This is a genomic window from Anaerotruncus sp. G3(2012) (assembly GCF_000403395.2).
GTDB lineage: Bacteria > Bacillota > Clostridia > Oscillospirales > Ruminococcaceae > Anaerotruncus.
Genome location: NZ_KE159675.1, coordinates 55,714 through 72,579, shown reverse-complemented (window position 1 = coordinate 72,579; position 16,866 = coordinate 55,714). Strand labels below are relative to the sequence as shown.

Annotated in this window: 15 protein-coding genes and 1 pseudogene; 5 read left to right on the top strand and 11 right to left on the bottom strand. The window is 46.0% G+C overall.

The annotated features are described in order from the left end of the window. Positions 1-161 precede the first annotated feature (161 nt). The 4 genes and pseudogenes from C814_RS15730 (at position 162) to C814_RS15715 (ending at position 3,263) form a co-directional block, all read left to right on the top strand. Positions 162-497, top strand: coding sequence for a hypothetical protein (locus C814_RS15730; protein ID WP_016316360.1), 336 nt, complete (start codon positions 162-164; stop codon positions 495-497). After that, positions 479-1,000 carry a hypothetical protein gene (locus C814_RS15725; RefSeq protein ID WP_155846401.1) on the top strand — a complete coding sequence of 174 codons (522 nt, stop codon included), beginning with the start codon at positions 479-481 and terminating at the stop codon, positions 998-1,000. Before C814_RS15730 ends, C814_RS15725 begins: the two co-directional genes overlap by 19 nt. 56 nt (positions 1,001-1,056) lie before the next feature. Continuing rightward, a pseudogene (locus tag C814_RS23040) lies at positions 1,057-1,816 on the top strand (IS5 family transposase). Between the two features lie 283 nt (positions 1,817-2,099). Then, positions 2,100-3,263, top strand: a complete 1,164-nt coding sequence (locus tag C814_RS15715) for a hypothetical protein (protein WP_016316357.1) — start codon at positions 2,100-2,102, stop codon at positions 3,261-3,263. Between the two features lie 67 nt (positions 3,264-3,330). Here C814_RS15715 and C814_RS15710 read toward each other — a convergent pair whose 3' ends face one another. From C814_RS15710 to C814_RS15660, 11 genes are all read right to left on the bottom strand, one after another. Beyond that, entirely contained in the window at positions 3,331-3,762 is a 432-nt protein-coding gene (locus tag C814_RS15710; protein ID WP_016316356.1) for a hypothetical protein, read from the bottom strand. Between the two features lie 624 nt (positions 3,763-4,386). After that, entirely contained in the window at positions 4,387-6,537 is a 2,151-nt protein-coding gene (locus C814_RS15705; RefSeq protein ID WP_016316355.1) for a methyl-accepting chemotaxis protein, read from the bottom strand. A 540-nt stretch (positions 6,538-7,077) separates the two neighbouring features. Beyond that, complete coding sequence (locus C814_RS15700; RefSeq protein ID WP_016316354.1) at positions 7,078-7,803, bottom strand: SDR family NAD(P)-dependent oxidoreductase; 726 nt, start codon at positions 7,801-7,803, stop codon at positions 7,078-7,080. Continuing rightward, on the bottom strand, positions 7,800-8,222 hold the full coding sequence (locus C814_RS15695; protein WP_016316353.1) for a MaoC/PaaZ C-terminal domain-containing protein: 423 nt from the start codon (positions 8,220-8,222) through the stop codon (positions 7,800-7,802). The genes C814_RS15700 and C814_RS15695 overlap by 4 nt, the downstream gene beginning before the upstream one ends. Further along, positions 8,219-8,464 carry an acyl carrier protein gene (locus C814_RS15690; protein ID WP_016316352.1) on the bottom strand — a complete coding sequence of 82 codons (246 nt, stop codon included), beginning with the start codon at positions 8,462-8,464 and terminating at the stop codon, positions 8,219-8,221. Before C814_RS15690 ends, C814_RS15695 begins: the two co-directional genes overlap by 4 nt. Further along, complete coding sequence (locus tag C814_RS15685; protein WP_016316351.1) at positions 8,442-10,313, bottom strand: HAD-IIIC family phosphatase; 1,872 nt, start codon at positions 10,311-10,313, stop codon at positions 8,442-8,444. The genes C814_RS15690 and C814_RS15685 overlap by 23 nt, the downstream gene beginning before the upstream one ends. Before the next feature lie 23 nt (positions 10,314-10,336). Then, complete coding sequence (locus C814_RS15680; protein WP_196809930.1) at positions 10,337-11,743, bottom strand: interleukin-like EMT inducer domain-containing protein; 1,407 nt, start codon at positions 11,741-11,743, stop codon at positions 10,337-10,339. A 420-nt stretch (positions 11,744-12,163) separates the two neighbouring features. Then, positions 12,164-13,720, bottom strand: a complete 1,557-nt coding sequence (locus C814_RS15675; protein WP_016316349.1) for an MBOAT family O-acyltransferase — start codon at positions 13,718-13,720, stop codon at positions 12,164-12,166. 285 nt (positions 13,721-14,005) lie between these two features. Beyond that, positions 14,006-14,419 carry a GtrA family protein gene (locus C814_RS15670; RefSeq protein ID WP_016316348.1) on the bottom strand — a complete coding sequence of 138 codons (414 nt, stop codon included), beginning with the start codon at positions 14,417-14,419 and terminating at the stop codon, positions 14,006-14,008. Further along, a complete protein-coding gene (locus tag C814_RS15665; RefSeq protein ID WP_016316347.1) occupies positions 14,416-15,363 on the bottom strand; it encodes a glycosyltransferase family 2 protein in 948 nt (315 codons plus the stop codon). Before C814_RS15665 ends, C814_RS15670 begins: the two co-directional genes overlap by 4 nt. Then, positions 15,364-16,650, bottom strand: coding sequence for a DUF6311 domain-containing protein (locus C814_RS15660; RefSeq protein ID WP_016316346.1), 1,287 nt, complete (start codon positions 16,648-16,650; stop codon positions 15,364-15,366). Between the two features lie 64 nt (positions 16,651-16,714). Here C814_RS15660 and C814_RS24960 point away from each other — a divergent pair. Then, positions 16,715-16,866: transposase (locus tag C814_RS24960; protein ID WP_016316345.1), on the top strand; the 152-nt coding region annotated here is incomplete at its 3' end.

The following is a 16,866-nucleotide window of genomic DNA, read 5'->3' as shown; positions in this document are numbered from 1 at the left end:
GGGATTTGGCATCAGGCTTGAAACGCCTGTGTATCAGGGCTTTCGAGCGATGACATTTCCCAAATTCATCAGCGTTAATTCCCCAAAAACAGGCTAACTTCGTTTTTGGGGGACGTTTTTGGGGAATTGGCAGGATGTTCCCACAAGGGAGGGCTGCAAGCATGAGGAAGAAAAACTTCAAGGGACGCTGTAAAAAGCGGGTGCTGGGCAAATGCGCTGAGGTGTGCCGGACGTATGATGCGATCCAGTATGCCTATGCTGACCTGCTGCAAGCATCAGACGAGATCAAGGAGATCAAGTGTAATGTCCTGCTGGATGGACCGGAAGTGGGAGAGTACACCTCTGATTTCGTATGCACCAAGGCAGACGGTGATTTGATGGTGCGGGAGTGTGTCTATCGAAAATTCCTGATGAAGCCCCTGACGGTGAAGCTGTTGGATGCTTCAAGGGACTACTGGCTCAGGCATGGGGTTACTGATTGGGGGGTTGGTCATTGATGAAGAAGTATGATCTGCTCCGGTCTGGTGAGCGTATCATCCGGGTACTGGAAGTACAGGTGGATAGGGTTCTGGTGATCGACTGCATCAAGAGGACGATGCCTGTTTGGGTGAATACCGCAGAATTGCAGTCCTATTCCGAGTGTACCACTAGTGAGATGTCGGAGGTCACTGGGGTTGTACCTGTCGGTGTGGATGATCTTGATGCAGACCAGAGGAAAACCATGTACGAGAGGTACACGACGATTGCTCCTGTCCTATCTTTCGTGGCTGATGACCGTATGCGTTCCCAGTTAATCTGCTCTGCGGCTGAGGAATATGGAGTATCAAAGGCAACCGTTAGAAGCTACCTCTGTCTGTATCTGGCATACATGGATGTGACTGTCCTTGCTTCCAGGCGTAGAGAGGATAAACGGGATCTAACCCAGGACGAGAAGAATATGCGGTGGGCGTTGAACAAGTTCTTCTATACTACGAAGAAACAATCTCTCAGGACAGTCTAGGGCTTGTTTGAAAAATAAATATTGCACAAACCAAATAAAAGTGCGAAAATAGAGCCATGAAGCGATATGAATTGACAAAAGCACAATGGGAACGCGTGAAGAAGTTGCTTCCAGCAGGGAGGACGGGGAAACGAGGCCGACCTCGGAAAGATGATCGAAATATGCTCAATGGGATGCTTTGGATCGTCCGCAGCGGAGCACAGTGGCGCGAATTGCCGGAGGCGTATGGCCCCTGGCAGTCTGTGTATGCCCGATTTGCCAAATGGCGGGACGATGGTACATTGGAAACCATATTTCGCGCATTGACCGCAGATGCGGATATGGAAAACCTGAGCCTGGACTCTACCTGCATCAAGGTTCACGAGAGTGCCAACGGAGGGGGAAAAAACGGCGGATAAGGCAGTTGGGCGGACCAGAGGTGGGTTGAACACAAAGCTGCACGCTATTGTGGATGGACTGGGGAATCCGGTTGAATTCATGCTGTCTGCAGGGAATGACCATGATTCAGTCCACGCTGTTGAACTGCTGGAAAAGGTAAAAATCAGCGGCAGCAATGTATTAGCAGACCGCGCTTATGAGGCAAAGACGATCCGAGCTTACATCTCGGAACAAGGAGCCAGCTATGTGATTCCGCCGCAGAGCAATGTTTCTGAGCCATGGCCGGTAGACTGGTGGCTGTATAAAGAGCGCCATTTGGTTGAGTGTTTCTTCCAAAAGCTCAAATGGTTCCGCAGGATCGCCACCAGATATGACAAATTGGATGCGTCTTTTCTCGCTTTCGTTTACATTGCCGCTATCGCTATTTTGTTGATTTAGCTCAGCCTTCACTATTTTTCAAACAAGCCCTAGACACTCTCTAAAAAAGTTTCATTATAAACCTTTAAGCGTTATAATGAGTAGGATTTACAACCAGATATAAATCAGCAAATGAAAGGAATTATTCCTTTCATTTTAATGAGCACTATATTGGCCTTAATGGACGCCCGTGAAATGAGCAGCCAGTTCCTTTTCAGAAAGCTACTAATCCAGGGAAGAATTCCTGTTTCGTTCGCCCCGTAATGACCTACAATCCTGTTTTACAGGGGAAGGAGGAAAAACAATGTGTAAGAAATGGATGGTGTTAATTGGTATTGTATTGTTGCTGGCCTCTTGTAACTATATACCAGATATTGTACCGCCAGTACAGAATCCCATCAGCATGGCAACCGAAGAAGAGGCGGTTGAAATTGTCAGGCAGGCATTGGAAAAGGCTATTTTATGCGATCAACTCTATCAAATGAATTTTGAGCCAGACCGCTCCAATATGAAGATTGATGGCATGCTTCCGATTGATTATGAAGCTTCGTCTCTATACGGAGATGTCGACCCCAGACAATTTCAATCAATGGAGGACATCCATCGCTATTTTCTCGACACATTTGAACATTCGACAGCCGATTGCTTGTACCAAGGAATGAAACAGCGAGAAATGCTTTGCAAGGAAATTAATGGAAAAATCTATATCAATCCCAATGGAGCAGGAGCAGCTTTTCCTCCAATCAAATGGCTGGCCGAAACCATTGAGCTGATCGAAGTCACTCCCGAACAGATTACGGCCAGATTGCAGACTTGCTTTTTGGGAATGGATAACGGACTCCAAACCCTTGTTTTAATCCGGGAACAGGGAAAGTGGCTGCTGACCAGCAGTTATCTCCTGCCAGCTTCCGAACAGCAACCACCCTCATTTGATCCTAATGACCTTGAGGCTATGTCTCGGTTGGTTCAACCTCTCTTTCGTGGCGCAAATCTCTATTCTAAAAGTTGGAGCTCTGCACGTGAGCTTTCCCCAGACGATCTGGTGAATTTCTGTGCGGCAAATAACCTACTGAATCTCCCACAAGATTTTGAACAATGCTATCTTCCTGGATTCGACCATCCGCAAGCAGAGCAGGTAGAAGCAGCGCTTCAAAAATATTTTGATATTGACGAGGCATTTCTGCGCAATTCGCAACAGTACGATCCAAAAACGAACACTTACCAATTAATAGGTGGGTTTGGTAGCTTGTGCAGCGGAGTCGCACTTTCTGCAAAACAGGAAGAACAGCTTCTTTTGATTGAGGTAGGAGTTCTTTATGAAATGAACCAGATAACGCCCCTTTCGAACGACCACATTGTCACCAAGGACGGCGTTCTGGTTCCGTTTGGCAGTTTACAAATCGAGATGTTAGGAGACTCTCTGTATCGATTCCACTCTTATTCTCTGAGGGAGCACATTGTTGGATAGACACCTTTTTCAAAAACAGGATCTCGATACAGTTGTATGACCATATCGAGATCCCGTTTTTTATAGTTTATCTGGCAGAAGGATTATAGCCGCCAATAATGCCTGTGTATTTTTCTTTCATACGCGCCCAACTCAAGTCGTAATAGCTGATCGTGTTATCATCCTTCACATTGCAGTCGTAAGCTTTAATACCACTAGACGACTTTGAAGCAACGATTAAGCCATGCTGCTGATCGCCGCCACGAGAAAATGTGACACGAGCGCCTTTTTTTATATTTTTGAATGCATCCTGAGGAGATACCTCTGAGAAAGAGACTTTTGAGAGGGAGGATCCCCTCCCATAAGTCGCATCCAACACCATGCGAGCAAAACCAATACAGCTATATCCTGTTCCTTCGGAATTTTGATAAGGGCCCGTCCATATCTTCCCGGCAGGAAGATCGGGAAGCGGATATTTTCCATCCCATGTTGCAGGGGTAACCCATGTTACATAAGCCATTATGCTCCTTCTTTCGTTTTATAATTTGTAAAGGAACCATAGAGATTTCCTCCGCGGCGGATTTCTATTTGTTTCGCCTTACATAGGGTATAAAGAAAAGAAGCAGCCGTTTGTAAACTTTTTGGGGAGAAAATAAAAATGTATATTCCAGAGTCGCATCAAAAACAGAATAAAATAAATCCCCTTTAGATAATGTCGTCAATAAATAAGGGGCCAAATAGCAATACAAGGGCATTGTAATTTATCCTAATCAGGGTACTAAACACCATCCTCCGACATAGAAAAAAGTGACCTTGCATCTCACGATGCGGGGTCACTTTTTTGTCCTTCGGCCTATCCTTTCCCTGCTTAATACGAGGATTTAGGAACATTTTGCGCAGTATCACCATGTAGTAGGGACTTCGGGGTGACAGTATTACGGGATAAACCAGTTTGCCCCAAGCAAAATAAATTACTTTGCCCTACGACATGGTGATATTCCCAGATTGGGTTTTGGGGGAAATTATAATGGGCTTGAAACCTTTGTAAATAGGGGGTTAAACATTTTCATTTTCCTCAAAAGAACCGTTTGGGGAAGTAAAAAAGCACAGAAAGCCTGTGGCTTTCTGTGCAAATAAAGAATCCTTATACTTTTTTTAATTCAAAAACATCCACCAATTGACGCAATGTATTTGCTTGTTGGAATAGTTTAACGCTAGCAGCCGCACTCTCTTCAGCCATTGCGGAATTTTCCTGAATGATGCCGGAAATCTGATTAACGCCTATCGTCAACTGTTCCAATGTATCTTTTTGGTTCTTCGAGGCCGTACTGATACGTTCCACAAAAACAGCAACATCTTTTGCCCCTTCAACAACATTCACCAGAGATTGTGCTGTTTCATCCGCAATGCTTCTTCCTTTTTTCACTGCTTCAATGGAGGATTCAATCAATGCAGCGGTATCTTTGGCAGCCTCTGAACTTTTGGCAGCTAAATTGCGCACTTCCTCAGCTACAACGGCAAAACCTTTACCTGCCGCCCCAGCCCTCGCGGCTTCTACTGAAGCATTCAGAGCCAAAATATTGGTCTGGAAAGCGATATCCTCAATGGCTTTAATAATCTTTACGATCTCTGTTGAAGTGTTCCGAATATCGTTCATAGCCGAAACCATCTTTTGCATTTCCTGATTACTGGTTTCAATCCATTGGCTGACCCGGGCAACGGTTGTGTTGGCCTCTTCCGCCTCCTGGGCATTGCTAATCACATCATTAGAAAGGCGTTCAATAGAGGCTGCCAGTTCCTCAATCGCTTCCGCTTGTTCTGACGAACCTTGGGATAAAGTTTGCGCCCCGGAGGAAACTGTGTCAGAATTGGAAGTCACTTGGTTTGCCGCTTCGATGATGCTATAAAGGGTGTGATTTAACGAATGGGCAATCCTTTCGATCGACGTTTTAATAGGGCTAAAATCCCCTATGTATTCTTCCGTGATACTGATAGCCATATTATTGTCAGCCATTTCTGAAAGCTGCTTGGAAATATCGTTGATATAGTTATTCAAAGTAATGCTTGTGGCATTAAAACTTTCAGCCAAGCGGCCCAATTCATCATCAGAATCTACCTGAACATGGATTTGCAGATTACCTGATTCGAGCTTTTCTGCTCCAGCCATTATATTGGCAATCGGTTTCAATGGTTTTTTAATGCTGTAATACATAATGGACAGCAACAAAATTCCTAAAATGCACACAGCCACTGTTAAAAGCGCTGTGTCTTTTATAATCTGCGCATAAAATTCGTTCTGATCAATAGAAAAATACAGACTCCACAAATTGCCGCTTTCCAGATCAACAGGAACAATAACAGAATAGCCCTGGTTTCCTGTAACAAAATTGTCAAGCTCTGCGTTTAACAAATAAACGCTCTTATCGCCTTTCCCCGACATGCCCGCTTTCATGCTTCTAATCTCGTCTGCAATAGGAGCGATTTGTTCATAACCGCAATCCTTTGCCAATTGGCCAACAGTACTTGTTTGTAAAGTATCCACTAATATGGTATTATCCTCTGACATGCAAACCATGTGGGTCGAAGAATAGCCGGCATTGGTAAAGTTTTGAGATTGCAGGTCATCCAGAGCGACATCACAACCGGCCACCCCTAAAAAATTCCCTGAAACATCATAGACGGGCGCAATTACGCTAATCATCATAATCGGCTTGCCTTGCAATTCATAAACATAAGGCTCCATGACATAAGGCTTGCCAGAGGATTTTATTTCGCGGTAATATTCCTTGTCAAAGTTATCAAAGGCATCCTCATGCTTTTCAAACACAAAGCCTGTTTTTGCTTCGTCAGGGTAGACCACAGCTTCATAGGCGATATCCCTGCCGGTTTCCTGATAGGTTTTTCCTTGGGCGTCAGCGATTGTATTTTGCTCGAAATAGGCAAATGCTGTTGTAAATTTGTCGTTTTGCTGCAAAATACCCACTAACGCGTTATCGATTGCCTGCCGTTGGAACGCTGGCGGCAACGCCGAAATATTCCGCAGAGACCCGGCAAAACCAAGGGTTTGTGAATAAGAGCTCTCGATATTGTTGGAAAGCGTATAGGCATTCTCGTACGCTGTCAGGACTAATTTTTCGTTTGTGACCTTCTTCAAAGATCGGCTGGATAAAAGGGCTGCTATGATGACGCTGAGTCCGAACAAAACAACGATCAGAATCGCCATTTTTATGATAATTTTTCTGGTAATGCTTTGCTGCTTATGTCTTCTTTCTTTTGTGTTTGGTTTACTGGCCATCAAACTTACTCCTTTATCTAATAGTCGGACTGGGAGTTGAAATAAAATACACAATCTTACAGCGCCCAATATCATGGTTCCTGCAATTCTATTTTTTATGATTTTATCCAATCCAGCGCCCAATCTTATCTAGTATAAAAATTCCTTCTCCGATTGTCAATTCATTTTCAAAAAATCTTATAGTTGTTACTTCACCTATTAAGTTGATTTTACCTCCGCTTTTCCAGCCACATCAATACTACTGATTATGTAACATCTAATATACCGGACTCTATCAACTTTTCCTTTTTCAATTTTATGAAAAGGAAATATTTATGCCCAATTTGCCGAAAAACCGAATGTTTGAGTTGAGAATCCACTGAGAAATAAGATAATAAAAGCCAGTACCCATAAATTGGGCGCTGGCCTTATTACAAGCTGATCTGATATATGTCCGAATCCAAGCCAACAAATCCTGTTCGTATTGGAAAGGTTTAGAGGCTCTTCCCCAATACCTCCTGGCAGCAAACCAAGCCCAGACGGAATATGGCATATGGCTTGTCAATTTCCTGCTGTGACAGGGATATTCTGTCCGGTAATCGTATCAGCACCGGGGGAGAGCAGGAACGCAAAGGTTGGGACTACGTCCTCAGGTGTCAGCAGGCGCTTGATCGGGCTGGACTCAATGTTCATCTGCTTGACCAGACCGGGAATCCGGAGGAACTTGGTGTCAATCACCGAAGGGGATACGGCATTTACCGTCACGTGCTTGCCGGCGTACTCGGCAGCCAAGCTTTTCATCAATCCAAACAGGGCATGCTTGGTGCAGGTATAGGCGGTAGAAAACGGCTTTTCTGGTTTTTGTACGATCATGGAGGAAAGCATATAGATGATCTTTCCGTATTTCTGTTTTACCATCAGCGGCGCAAATGTCTGTGATAAAATCACTGCCGAACGGAAATCAATCCCAATCTCCCGTTCAAACGATTTCCAGTCAGTTTTTCCGAATTTTACATTAACAAAAGAAGATGCTGCCAAATGCACAAAATGCTGCGGTGCAAGGCCGCTTTCTACGACTGTCCGCGCAAACCGTACGGTAGAAGTCTCGTCTGAGAAATCCGCTTGGATAGGGACGATCTTCTCCCCGAACTGCTCCTGTAATTCCCTCATCGGTTCCATGCTTCTGTTGTAGTGGCACACGATCCTGTCGTAATTTTCCGCCACTGCCCGGATTAGGCAACATCCCACATCACTGGACGCGCCTGAAACGCATAAAATCCTGCTCATTCTGAAACACCTACCTTCATCACTGCACGTAGTACTTTTATGCCCTTCGCATCCACAACCGAGACTTTCAGTGTGAGCTGGCGGAACAGATCATGTTTTTCGGTGACCTCAGCAGTAATGCTGAGGTCACCGCTGTTATATAACAGCAACGGCTTTACAAATTTTACGTTTACCTCGTGGATCAGGCTGCGTTCCCCCGGAAGGTAGACTCCCGCGACCGTGGAAAGGAAGGCCGCGGTGAGCATTCCGTAGACTACCCGGCCGGGCTGGCCTTTGCCGCGAGCAAATGCGGGATCGGTATGCAGGGGATTCTGGTCCCCGGTAATCGCGCGGAACATCTCCATATGTTCCGGTGTGATCCCCGCCTGAAAGGTAATTTTCTGTCCAACCGTAATTTCATCATAGGTAAACGTATTCACTTGGTCGCCCTCGCAAGGATGATATCTACCGCTTCTCCCACATTCGCCATACCCGTCACTTCGTTCATCGCGAACTTCATACCAAACTCCTCTTCAAATGCAACAATAAGATTGATGTGTTCCAGACTGTCCCAGTCCTCGATGTCGTCAGCGGTGGTCTGATCCTCCACCAGGATGCTTTCATCGTCAAAGACGTCCCGGAATACCTTGTTGATTCTCTCATACACGATCTCTCTTGTCATTTATTGTTTCCTCCTTAGAAAGTATTGATGTGACCGATCCACATGCTTCTCCCGCATGATTGACCGCAATATACCGGTTTTTTGGCGGATAGTCTGAGGGGATGTCCAGATGATAGGACCGGTTCCCCTGTTCATCCTCACAGTCCAGTGTAAATCCCTCCGCTGTATAAAAATCCTTTACCATTGCATTCTTTGCCGTTGGATAGTAGTGCCCCACGATCCGAGAGATTCCGCGTGTCTGGCACTGCCGGACCAGCTCGTCCATCATGGCGAATTCCATATCCCGTTTGAGTACCCGGCAGCTCATCAGCCAGAGGGTGATATCGCAGAGACTGCCCTCCGGCTTCTGGAGGATTTCCCCGATCGCAACCGATACCACCCCATTGTCACCGAACCGGTCCACCAGTTTTCCGTACAAGGTGATGTACCGGTCATCCTGCGCGACCGCTTCGATCTCGGCCTGTGTGAACCGCCGGGTAGTCAGGTTGAACTGGTTGGACTTATTGGTAAGCTGGGCGATCCGGGAAAGATACATGGGAGCAAATGCCTGTATTTCGGCCTGCATCCCGAGCGACTGGAGATATTCCCCGTAATCGGCGAACGACACCTCTGCCCGTGACCGGGCGGCGTTCTGCTGATACATCTCGTTGCGGGCAGCGTCGTCACCGGAAAGCTGCGTCACCTCGAAATATCCCATCCGATCGATCGCCCGGATGTAGCGTTCCGGCTGTTCCCCGATCTCAGGGACAGCCGCGTTCGGAATCTGCTGCCGGACGATCTCCCGTTCAGCAGGGTTGTCGTCTACGAATACAAAGCTCTCGGGCAACAGTGAAAGGGTATGTGCAATGTCGATGATATTCTGTGATTTTGGCTCCCAGTTCGCCTTAATCATGATGAAGTCATCCGGCTTGAGGGTCATGTCCGGGCGGTTCAGACCGGCCATCGCATTTTCAGTCTCGTTCTTGCTCACCACATTCAGGATGACGCCCAGCTGTTTATGCGCCTTGATATACTCCTGAAATTCGCTGTAGACCTGGCCCATCGAGGTTTCCTGCCCAACCTGCAAATTTTCCGCACCGTCGTCCCCGACGATCCCGCCCCAGAGGGTATTGTCCAGATCGAGGGCGAATGCCTTCTTGTTTTTCCCGTAAAGGGACTTGATGATATTGGCTACGCTGTGCGCCAGATAAGGGATCGCGGGCAGGGCAAGCGCATATTTATACATGTGCCAGTAGAACGGATCGCTCCACTGTTCCAGGCCGTAGCTGGCGGAAAGGTAGTTGACGTCGTTGATGAAAAAGCTGTCGTTCTCCTGCGAATACTGTGCAAAGCGGAGGTTCAGACGGGTCAGGAAGTGGACCCGCCCGTGAAAATCGGCCGCGTCCCGGTTCCCGAGCAGCCTCCAAAACGGATATTCAAAATTGTTCTGGATCACCGGGCAGGCGTAAACCTGGCGCAGACGGTCCCACATGCCGGAAAATTTAGCAAATTCTGCTTCCAGAAGTGCGTCCACCTCCTCCGCACACTCCGAAAGGAGCGGATACCGGGAGATATTCCGGTTGGAGGTATGTATATAGATGATGTCCGGACGGAACGCTTCCAGCTCCGGGTTGGGGAACATGGCGTCCTGCCAGTACTGCGCATACTCGCTCTCGTAAAAGGTGCAGCGGATGCCGTGATGAAGCAGAAACAGCTCCAGTGCGTCCTTGATGTCGTGGGTCGTCGATCCTCCAAGGATTGCGATGCGTTTGTCAATAAAATCTGCGCCGCTTTCAAGCAGCTCCCTTCGAAGCTTCTTCCGCTTGGAAAGCAGCTCTCCCGAAAATGGAGGGGTGAATTTTTCCTGCATAGAAATTTTCCCTGCCTTTCAATTTATAAAACGATAATATGTCCAACGCTGTATTTTCCGTCGCCCTTGACGGGGACGATCATCAGGCTGTCAAAACCAGCCGCCGCATCTCCATCCGAAAGTTCAATCTGGGTCGAACGGAGATTGTTTTGCTCCGGCTCCTGCCAAACCGTATAGAGCGCATATACGCGCTCGCCCCTGCAAAGCAGGATGTTATAGATGTCGTTTGCGTCCAGGGAGAGGTATAGGGTTTTCCCGTGCTGTACGTCATCGAACCGAACCCTCGCCTTCTGCCCATTCGGGATCTCAATCCCCTCTACGCGGCTTGTCCCGGTCACCTTGGGCGCAGAAACCTCCTCAGCGGAAATCTTCAGCTCAGGCAGGTTGGGAATCCCGCGCGTTGCCGCGAGTGATTGGTCAAAGGTATCGAATGCAACGCTGTCAATTACCTTGTGCGCAAAATTATCGTATACCACGATGTTCAGGCCGCGCGAGTTGACCGCATATTCAACGCCATCTACGATGATGGAAGCATGGTTGCTAGACTGATTTCCACCGCTTTGCAGGATAAAAGGTGTCCCGTCTGCGAGTGCCCCGGACGCCTGCAAGGGTTCTGTGCCCTCCGGTTCGCCCACCTGCTCCAACAGCAGGTTTCCATGATCCACCACCCCGAGATAGGCACTGCGATAGCCTCCCGCGGGGGTTGTCCGTAACCCCAGCTTGCGCAGCCGTTCTACAATTTCATTGTTCAGACCCGCTGATGCCTCATCCCGCGCCGCAATCAGGACCGAATACCGGGTCTCGGTGATGCTCTCCAGATACTTCCCCAGCATGACGCCATGATTGACCTTGTTTTCAAGATAATCCTCGTATTCCGACTCGTAGAGTGCTGCGGATTTGTAGTTCGCCTGTTCCCGACGGTCGGGCAGGTTGTACTTCTCTGCTACCACCCCACTGAGCCAGGTCGTGTATTTTTCTGCGCCGTACATAGTGAGATGAGAAATATCTCTCATATCTCCAATCTCGATTCCCATTTCTTCTAAATAGCCCGTTGCATTGATATAATCAAATCCTGCTTTCGTAACCACATCCTGTATGTATCTGTAATACCCTGCATTTCCATCATTGTTAGGCGCTATCACAAAAAGTACTTGACCGTCCAGCTGACTGCAAACGCGCAATACCTTGTTAAGATTTTCCAGCTGCCAGCCATTCAATGTTCTCGGTTCAGCATCCAGCTGTTCTTTCCCTTGCGGCAGGGCAGTCCCCGCGACTGCACGCATCGAATAGCCCAGAAAATCATAATCCGCAGGTTTGAAATCTTTATACCCCAAACTTTTCCATCTGTTATGGAAATAAGCAATCGGGAAGTACCCCCAAAGTTTCTCCTCATCTGTATATTCCTCAAGAATATCCTTCATAGCATCCATTTTGTTTTTGGAAATCCTCAGATTTGTAATCGCTCCTTGTGCCCCTATAAAGTCATTTGAGGTACCTACCAGCCGCTGTGCATCTACGATATATAGTTTTGGATCTTTCTGTCTGGCCTCTTTAATCAAATAGGGCAACGCATCAGGAGCAAGCCGCTCAGACCCCATCATCTGTGATGCCACTCCATTTTCGTGGTATGCTACCACCGGATTCCAATTCCAGCATGTTGAACTTGCTCCCATGTAAACAACATCGACCTCGTCGGCAGGTGCTTCATAAAAATTTTTGAACAAATATTTGTGACTATCGGGTCCGTTTACAAATATTGCATTCACAATATCCCACAAAATAACCAACACCACCAAAAATGCCACCACTTTGATTCCCTGTAAAAACGTGTTGCGTTTCACCCACATCCTTTAAAAGCCTCCATAAATGAAATCTGCCGGATTATAGCCCGGTCCGTAACAGCCCAGAATCAGCACTGAAAAGAACAGCACCAAATAGGCTGCCCATCGGAATAGTAGATTTTGTCTGGCAACCAGCTCCCGGACGCTTCCATATCTATTTTGCAGCATAGAAACGATCAATACTACAATCAGGCCCACTACACAAACGTCAAAATCTTTCCGATCCAGACCCAAGCGAAAGATGGTATCGTCAAACAATACCCATGGATTCCAGTTGGTGAACACTGTCTTCCATGCCCGCAACCCATCGAGGAGGTCTGCCCGTCTGCCAAACGAAACCGAAATGGAGAACAGGCAAAATGAGCGCATCCGCTGAAAAAATACCCAGGACCATGTGTCTGTATTGATCTTCAACAGAGTAATTAGTTTATGGAAAACCGGTTGAAGCAGTAACCCTCCAACGATCATAACGAAAAAGAACAGGCCGCTGCTGAAAATATACTTCCAAGACCCGCCATGCCAAAATCCGACGCAGAACCATGTAATAAACATGCCGATATAAGTGGGGATGTCCCTTGAAGCGGATTTTCCCCACTTCTTTTTGCAGAACTTGCGCACACGGTTCATCCAGCCTGATTTCAAAACCGGATAAAGGACATAATCTTTCAGCCAAAAGCCTAGTGTCATATGCCAACGCCGCCAGATTTCAGAGAGACTTGTCGAACTGAAGGGACGACAAAAGTTTTCTGCAAGCGGTATCCCAAACATTTCTGAAATCCCAATCACAATATCCATGCAACCACTAAAATCAGTGTAGAGCTGTGCGACATAAACAAATGCACCGATTACCACCATGAGTCCGACATAGGTATCCTCCTGCAGCGGCAGCGGTTTCGAATCATAAATTGTTGAAACAGCTACCGCTAGACGTTCCGCTATCACCAACTTTTTGAACAACCCCCACAAAAAGCGCTGGATACCAAATTGGACCCGCTTCAGATTCCAGCTGGCATTCCCGAACAGGCTTCCTGCAATATCGTTGTAACGTGAAAATGGGCCAGAAGTGAGCTGGGGAAAATATCCTGCAAACAGGATCATTTTCAACGGATTTTTCTGCGGCGTCTCGATTGTCCCCCAATAAACATCCAATAGATAACCGATCAGAATGAGGGTAAAATAACTGATTCCAAAGGGGGCTACCCATTTCGGAAGTCTTAAACCATAGTCAATACCTGCAATCCTCCCTATGCTATTGATATTGTTAATAAAAAAGGAGAGCTCTTTATATAGGATTAACACTGCCACAACAAAAAACAATGTGAAAAATAGTATCCTCTTTTTTGTCTGTTCTTGCAGATTTTTCTTTAAACACAGTGCTGCCAGCCAGACGGTAAGCACATCCATTACAAAGATGGCGCAAGCTGCAATGTTACGGTATGTATTCAGAAACAGGAAATAGCTTGTCGCTATAAAAAGAACAATCCAACGCCACTTTGGAACACAAATCCAATAAAGTGTAAGGATAACTCCCGTAAATATAAAGAAATGTAAAGATACAATACTCATAAAGAACGATCCCCTCTCACAAGCTATTAAACAAAAGGTTGCCCCTTGTTAGGGATATATCTGACCGGGTATAATCTACAAAAATTTCTGGTGTGGAGAGGAATCGTTCGCAATCAAGTTCCTTTGTCTCTCCTAGTTAAGGAGAGACAAAAAAGTTCGAACTTTTTTGTCTCTCCTAGTTAAGGAGAGACAAAAAAGTTCGAACTTTTTTGTCATTATTGATTCGATTCTTCCTGTCAATGCTCATCCAAGGATGTCTCTTGCATTTTTGGATGCGAGCTCTGCCTACCCTTGGCGGAAAGCAAAGAACCTCTGCCCTAAATAATTGAGTCCCGTATATAGGCACATTCCTACCAGCATGGCTGTATTTTCCTGCATTTTGATGCTTTGTCCAACTAAGAGACAGATCGTCAACGGCTTGGCTATTCCATAGGCAATGATATAGCAGGCTCCTACGCTTACAGCAAATTTCCATACCTGATTCCAGGACCACCCTTTATTCTGGAAGGTGAAATATTTGTTGAGAAAGAAACTCACTATGCTTCCTACCACGTAATTGGCCGCTGAGGAGAACCAATAGCCCATACCTGCTAAGTTATATAGTCCAAACATAATCGCCATGCCCACGATTGTATTAACGATTCCTACCAGAAGAAATTTCCAAAATCTTATGTCAAACAGAGAGCGTAATCTTTTCAATTCTGACCTTCCATTCTATCGGTTTCTTTTACAATATAGATCGGTCTTTTCTTTGCTTCCAAGTAAGTTTTCGATAAGTATTGGCCCAAAATACCGATACAGAAAAGCTGGATTCCCCCAATCAGCAAAATTAGGCAAATTAAGGTTGGAAAACCTGCCACAGGGTCCCCATATAAAACTGTCTTTACCGCAAAATAAACTGCCATCAGGATAGCCGTTATACAAAATAAGATACCAGATAGAGACGCTATTACCAAAGGCATTGTCGAAAAGGCTATGATACCATCAATCGCATACAGAAACAGTTTCCAAAAGGACCATTTGGTTTCACCTGCCACCCGTTCCACATTCACATAATCCAACCATTTTGTGCGGAACCCGATCCAACCAAAAATTCCTTTGGAAAACCGGTTATACTCCCCCATAGACAAAACCGCATCCACTACCTGGCGGGTCATCATCCGGAAATCACGCGCCCCATCCATAATCTCTGCCTTTGAGATTTTATTGATGAGTTTATAGAAACTTTTCGCAAAAAAGGAGCGAATGGGCGGTTCCCCTTTTCGGGTGGTGCGGCGGGTTGCTACACAATCTATCTGATTGTCATTTTGCAGGATAAAGAGCATGTCCTTCAGCAGCTCCGGCGGATCCTGCAGGTCAGCATCCATTACCGCGATATAGTCCCCTGCCGCAGCTTTTAATCCTGCATAAAGTGCTGCTTCCTTTCCAAAATTTCTTGAAAAAGAAAGATAATGCACCCGCCCATCCAAAAGCTTTAACTCTTTGCAGATTTCCAATGTCCGATCTCTTGAGCCGTCATCAACAAAGATCAGCTCAAATTGAGAATCCTGCATTTGATCTGCTATTTTACAAATCTCTTTGTAAAAAAACGGGAGCGCTTTTTCTTCATTATAGCAGGGCACTACAAGAGATACTGTGTTCAATTATTCCACCTCCCGCCTATCGTCATCCCAGACTGTAATCCAGATATTCTCAATCTGTATCTGCGAATCTGACCTGTTTTGAATCAATACCTCCAGGTTTGGGATATCTTCCACTGCATTCAATTCAAACTCTATTCTCTCATTACTTTGCTTCAGATTATAGATATCTATTGGTGTGGAGCCATTATTGTAATGGCAAAAGACATTTGCGCTTTGCAGCCCTTTTCCAAGGACAGTTACCTTGTAGATGCCTTTTGGTGCAGCTACATAAGGGCCATAAGAAAGCCCTCCTGGTTCCAGATATCGGATTCCGTCCTTGTCCTCGCCATCACCTTTCATATACTTCTTATCCTGAAAGGTAACATCTATAAACAGAAGATCACGGACCTCCTGTTCTGTCATTTTTTGAGCGTTTAATTCACCAGTATACCCTATAAAAATATCATCCGCATGATACAGATTCCCTTTAAAACGCGCGGCCCGCAATCGTTCCTCTTTCTGTGTGAACAGATACAGATTATCATCCCTTGGATTGCTCCATGCTTCGTTTAAAGTCTCTTGGATCGTTCCATTTTTTATGCCCCTGGCAAAATAAAAATCTCCAATGTCTATCTGATGATTCGACGCCAGTTCCGTGATCGAGTAGAGAAGCGCTTGATCCCCGGGCTTGGTAAAAATAAAATGTTCTATCTTCTCTTCTTTCATCGCCTCTTCCCAAAAGGGGTCGCTCAGCATGCTTTGATATTGGACCTCTGTTGCAAAACGGTTATGGATACTTTTGAACCTGTCGCTCAGATCTATCACCTGTAATAAAATGCAGAACGCCAGTATCAATAGTTTCAAATCAATCCGTCTCCCCAGTTTCTCAGGCTGGTTGGCAGGCAGCGTACTGCATCGGTCCACAAAAACCCGATCCCCACAGATTGCAAACAGGACAAGAAAATATACCGCAGGCCAGACCAATCTGCCCGAAGCTCTGAAAATACTCCAAATTTTTTCTATTGCAGCGGGAATCGGAACCTTGGCCAACAGATGCTCTCCAAAAGAAATCGTCGGGGAAACCGCCGCCATCAAAGACAGTAGTACAATTAAAGTGTACGCGATCTTTTCAATCTGCCCAGCTGCCATCTCTTTATTGAGCTTGACAGATGAGAAATGAATCTCACTGACTGCATGGAGCAGCGTTACAAAAAGCAGAAACAGAACTCCTAAGCCTAAATACGCAAATCCTTCATATTGTCCCGTTGTATAAGTTTTTAAATCTTTTAAAAAGATTGACCATCCCATTGGATTAAAGAAGCTATTAAGAACCTGTATTCACAAGGAGAAAAGAACGTGGTAAAATAGAGATATGGAAGAAAAAGGACGGGAGTCGTACCCTAGCGACTTGACAGATGAGCAGTGGGAGGAGATCGCCCCACTATATGCCGAGATGCGCAACTGCACGTGGAGCAAGAGGGAATTGACGGATGCTGTGCTGTATTTGGTAGATTCGGGGTGCAA

Bases quoted from the DNA above. Each gene is read 5' to 3' on its own strand.
- C814_RS15730 (WP_016316360.1), top strand. From the start codon at position 162: ATGAGGAAGAAAAACTTCAAGGGACGCTGTAAAAAGCGGGTGCTGGGC.
- C814_RS15715 (WP_016316357.1), top strand. From the start codon at position 2,100: ATGTGTAAGAAATGGATGGTGTTAATTGGTATTGTATTGTTGCTGGCC.
- C814_RS15710 (WP_016316356.1), bottom strand. From the start codon at position 3,762: ATGGCTTATGTAACATGGGTTACCCCTGCAACATGGGATGGAAAATAT.
- C814_RS15705 (WP_016316355.1), bottom strand. From the start codon at position 6,537: ATGGCCAGTAAACCAAACACAAAAGAAAGAAGACATAAGCAGCAAAGC.
- C814_RS15700 (WP_016316354.1), bottom strand. From the start codon at position 7,803: ATGAGCAGGATTTTATGCGTTTCAGGCGCGTCCAGTGATGTGGGATGT.
- C814_RS15690 (WP_016316352.1), bottom strand. From the start codon at position 8,464: ATGACAAGAGAGATCGTGTATGAGAGAATCAACAAGGTATTCCGGGAC.
- C814_RS15685 (WP_016316351.1), bottom strand. From the start codon at position 10,313: ATGCAGGAAAAATTCACCCCTCCATTTTCGGGAGAGCTGCTTTCCAAG.
- C814_RS15680 (WP_196809930.1), bottom strand. From the start codon at position 11,743: ATGGATGCTATGAAGGATATTCTTGAGGAATATACAGATGAGGAGAAA.
- C814_RS15675 (WP_016316349.1), bottom strand. From the start codon at position 13,720: ATGAGTATTGTATCTTTACATTTCTTTATATTTACGGGAGTTATCCTT.
- C814_RS15660 (WP_016316346.1), bottom strand. From the start codon at position 16,650: ATGGGATGGTCAATCTTTTTAAAAGATTTAAAAACTTATACAACGGGA.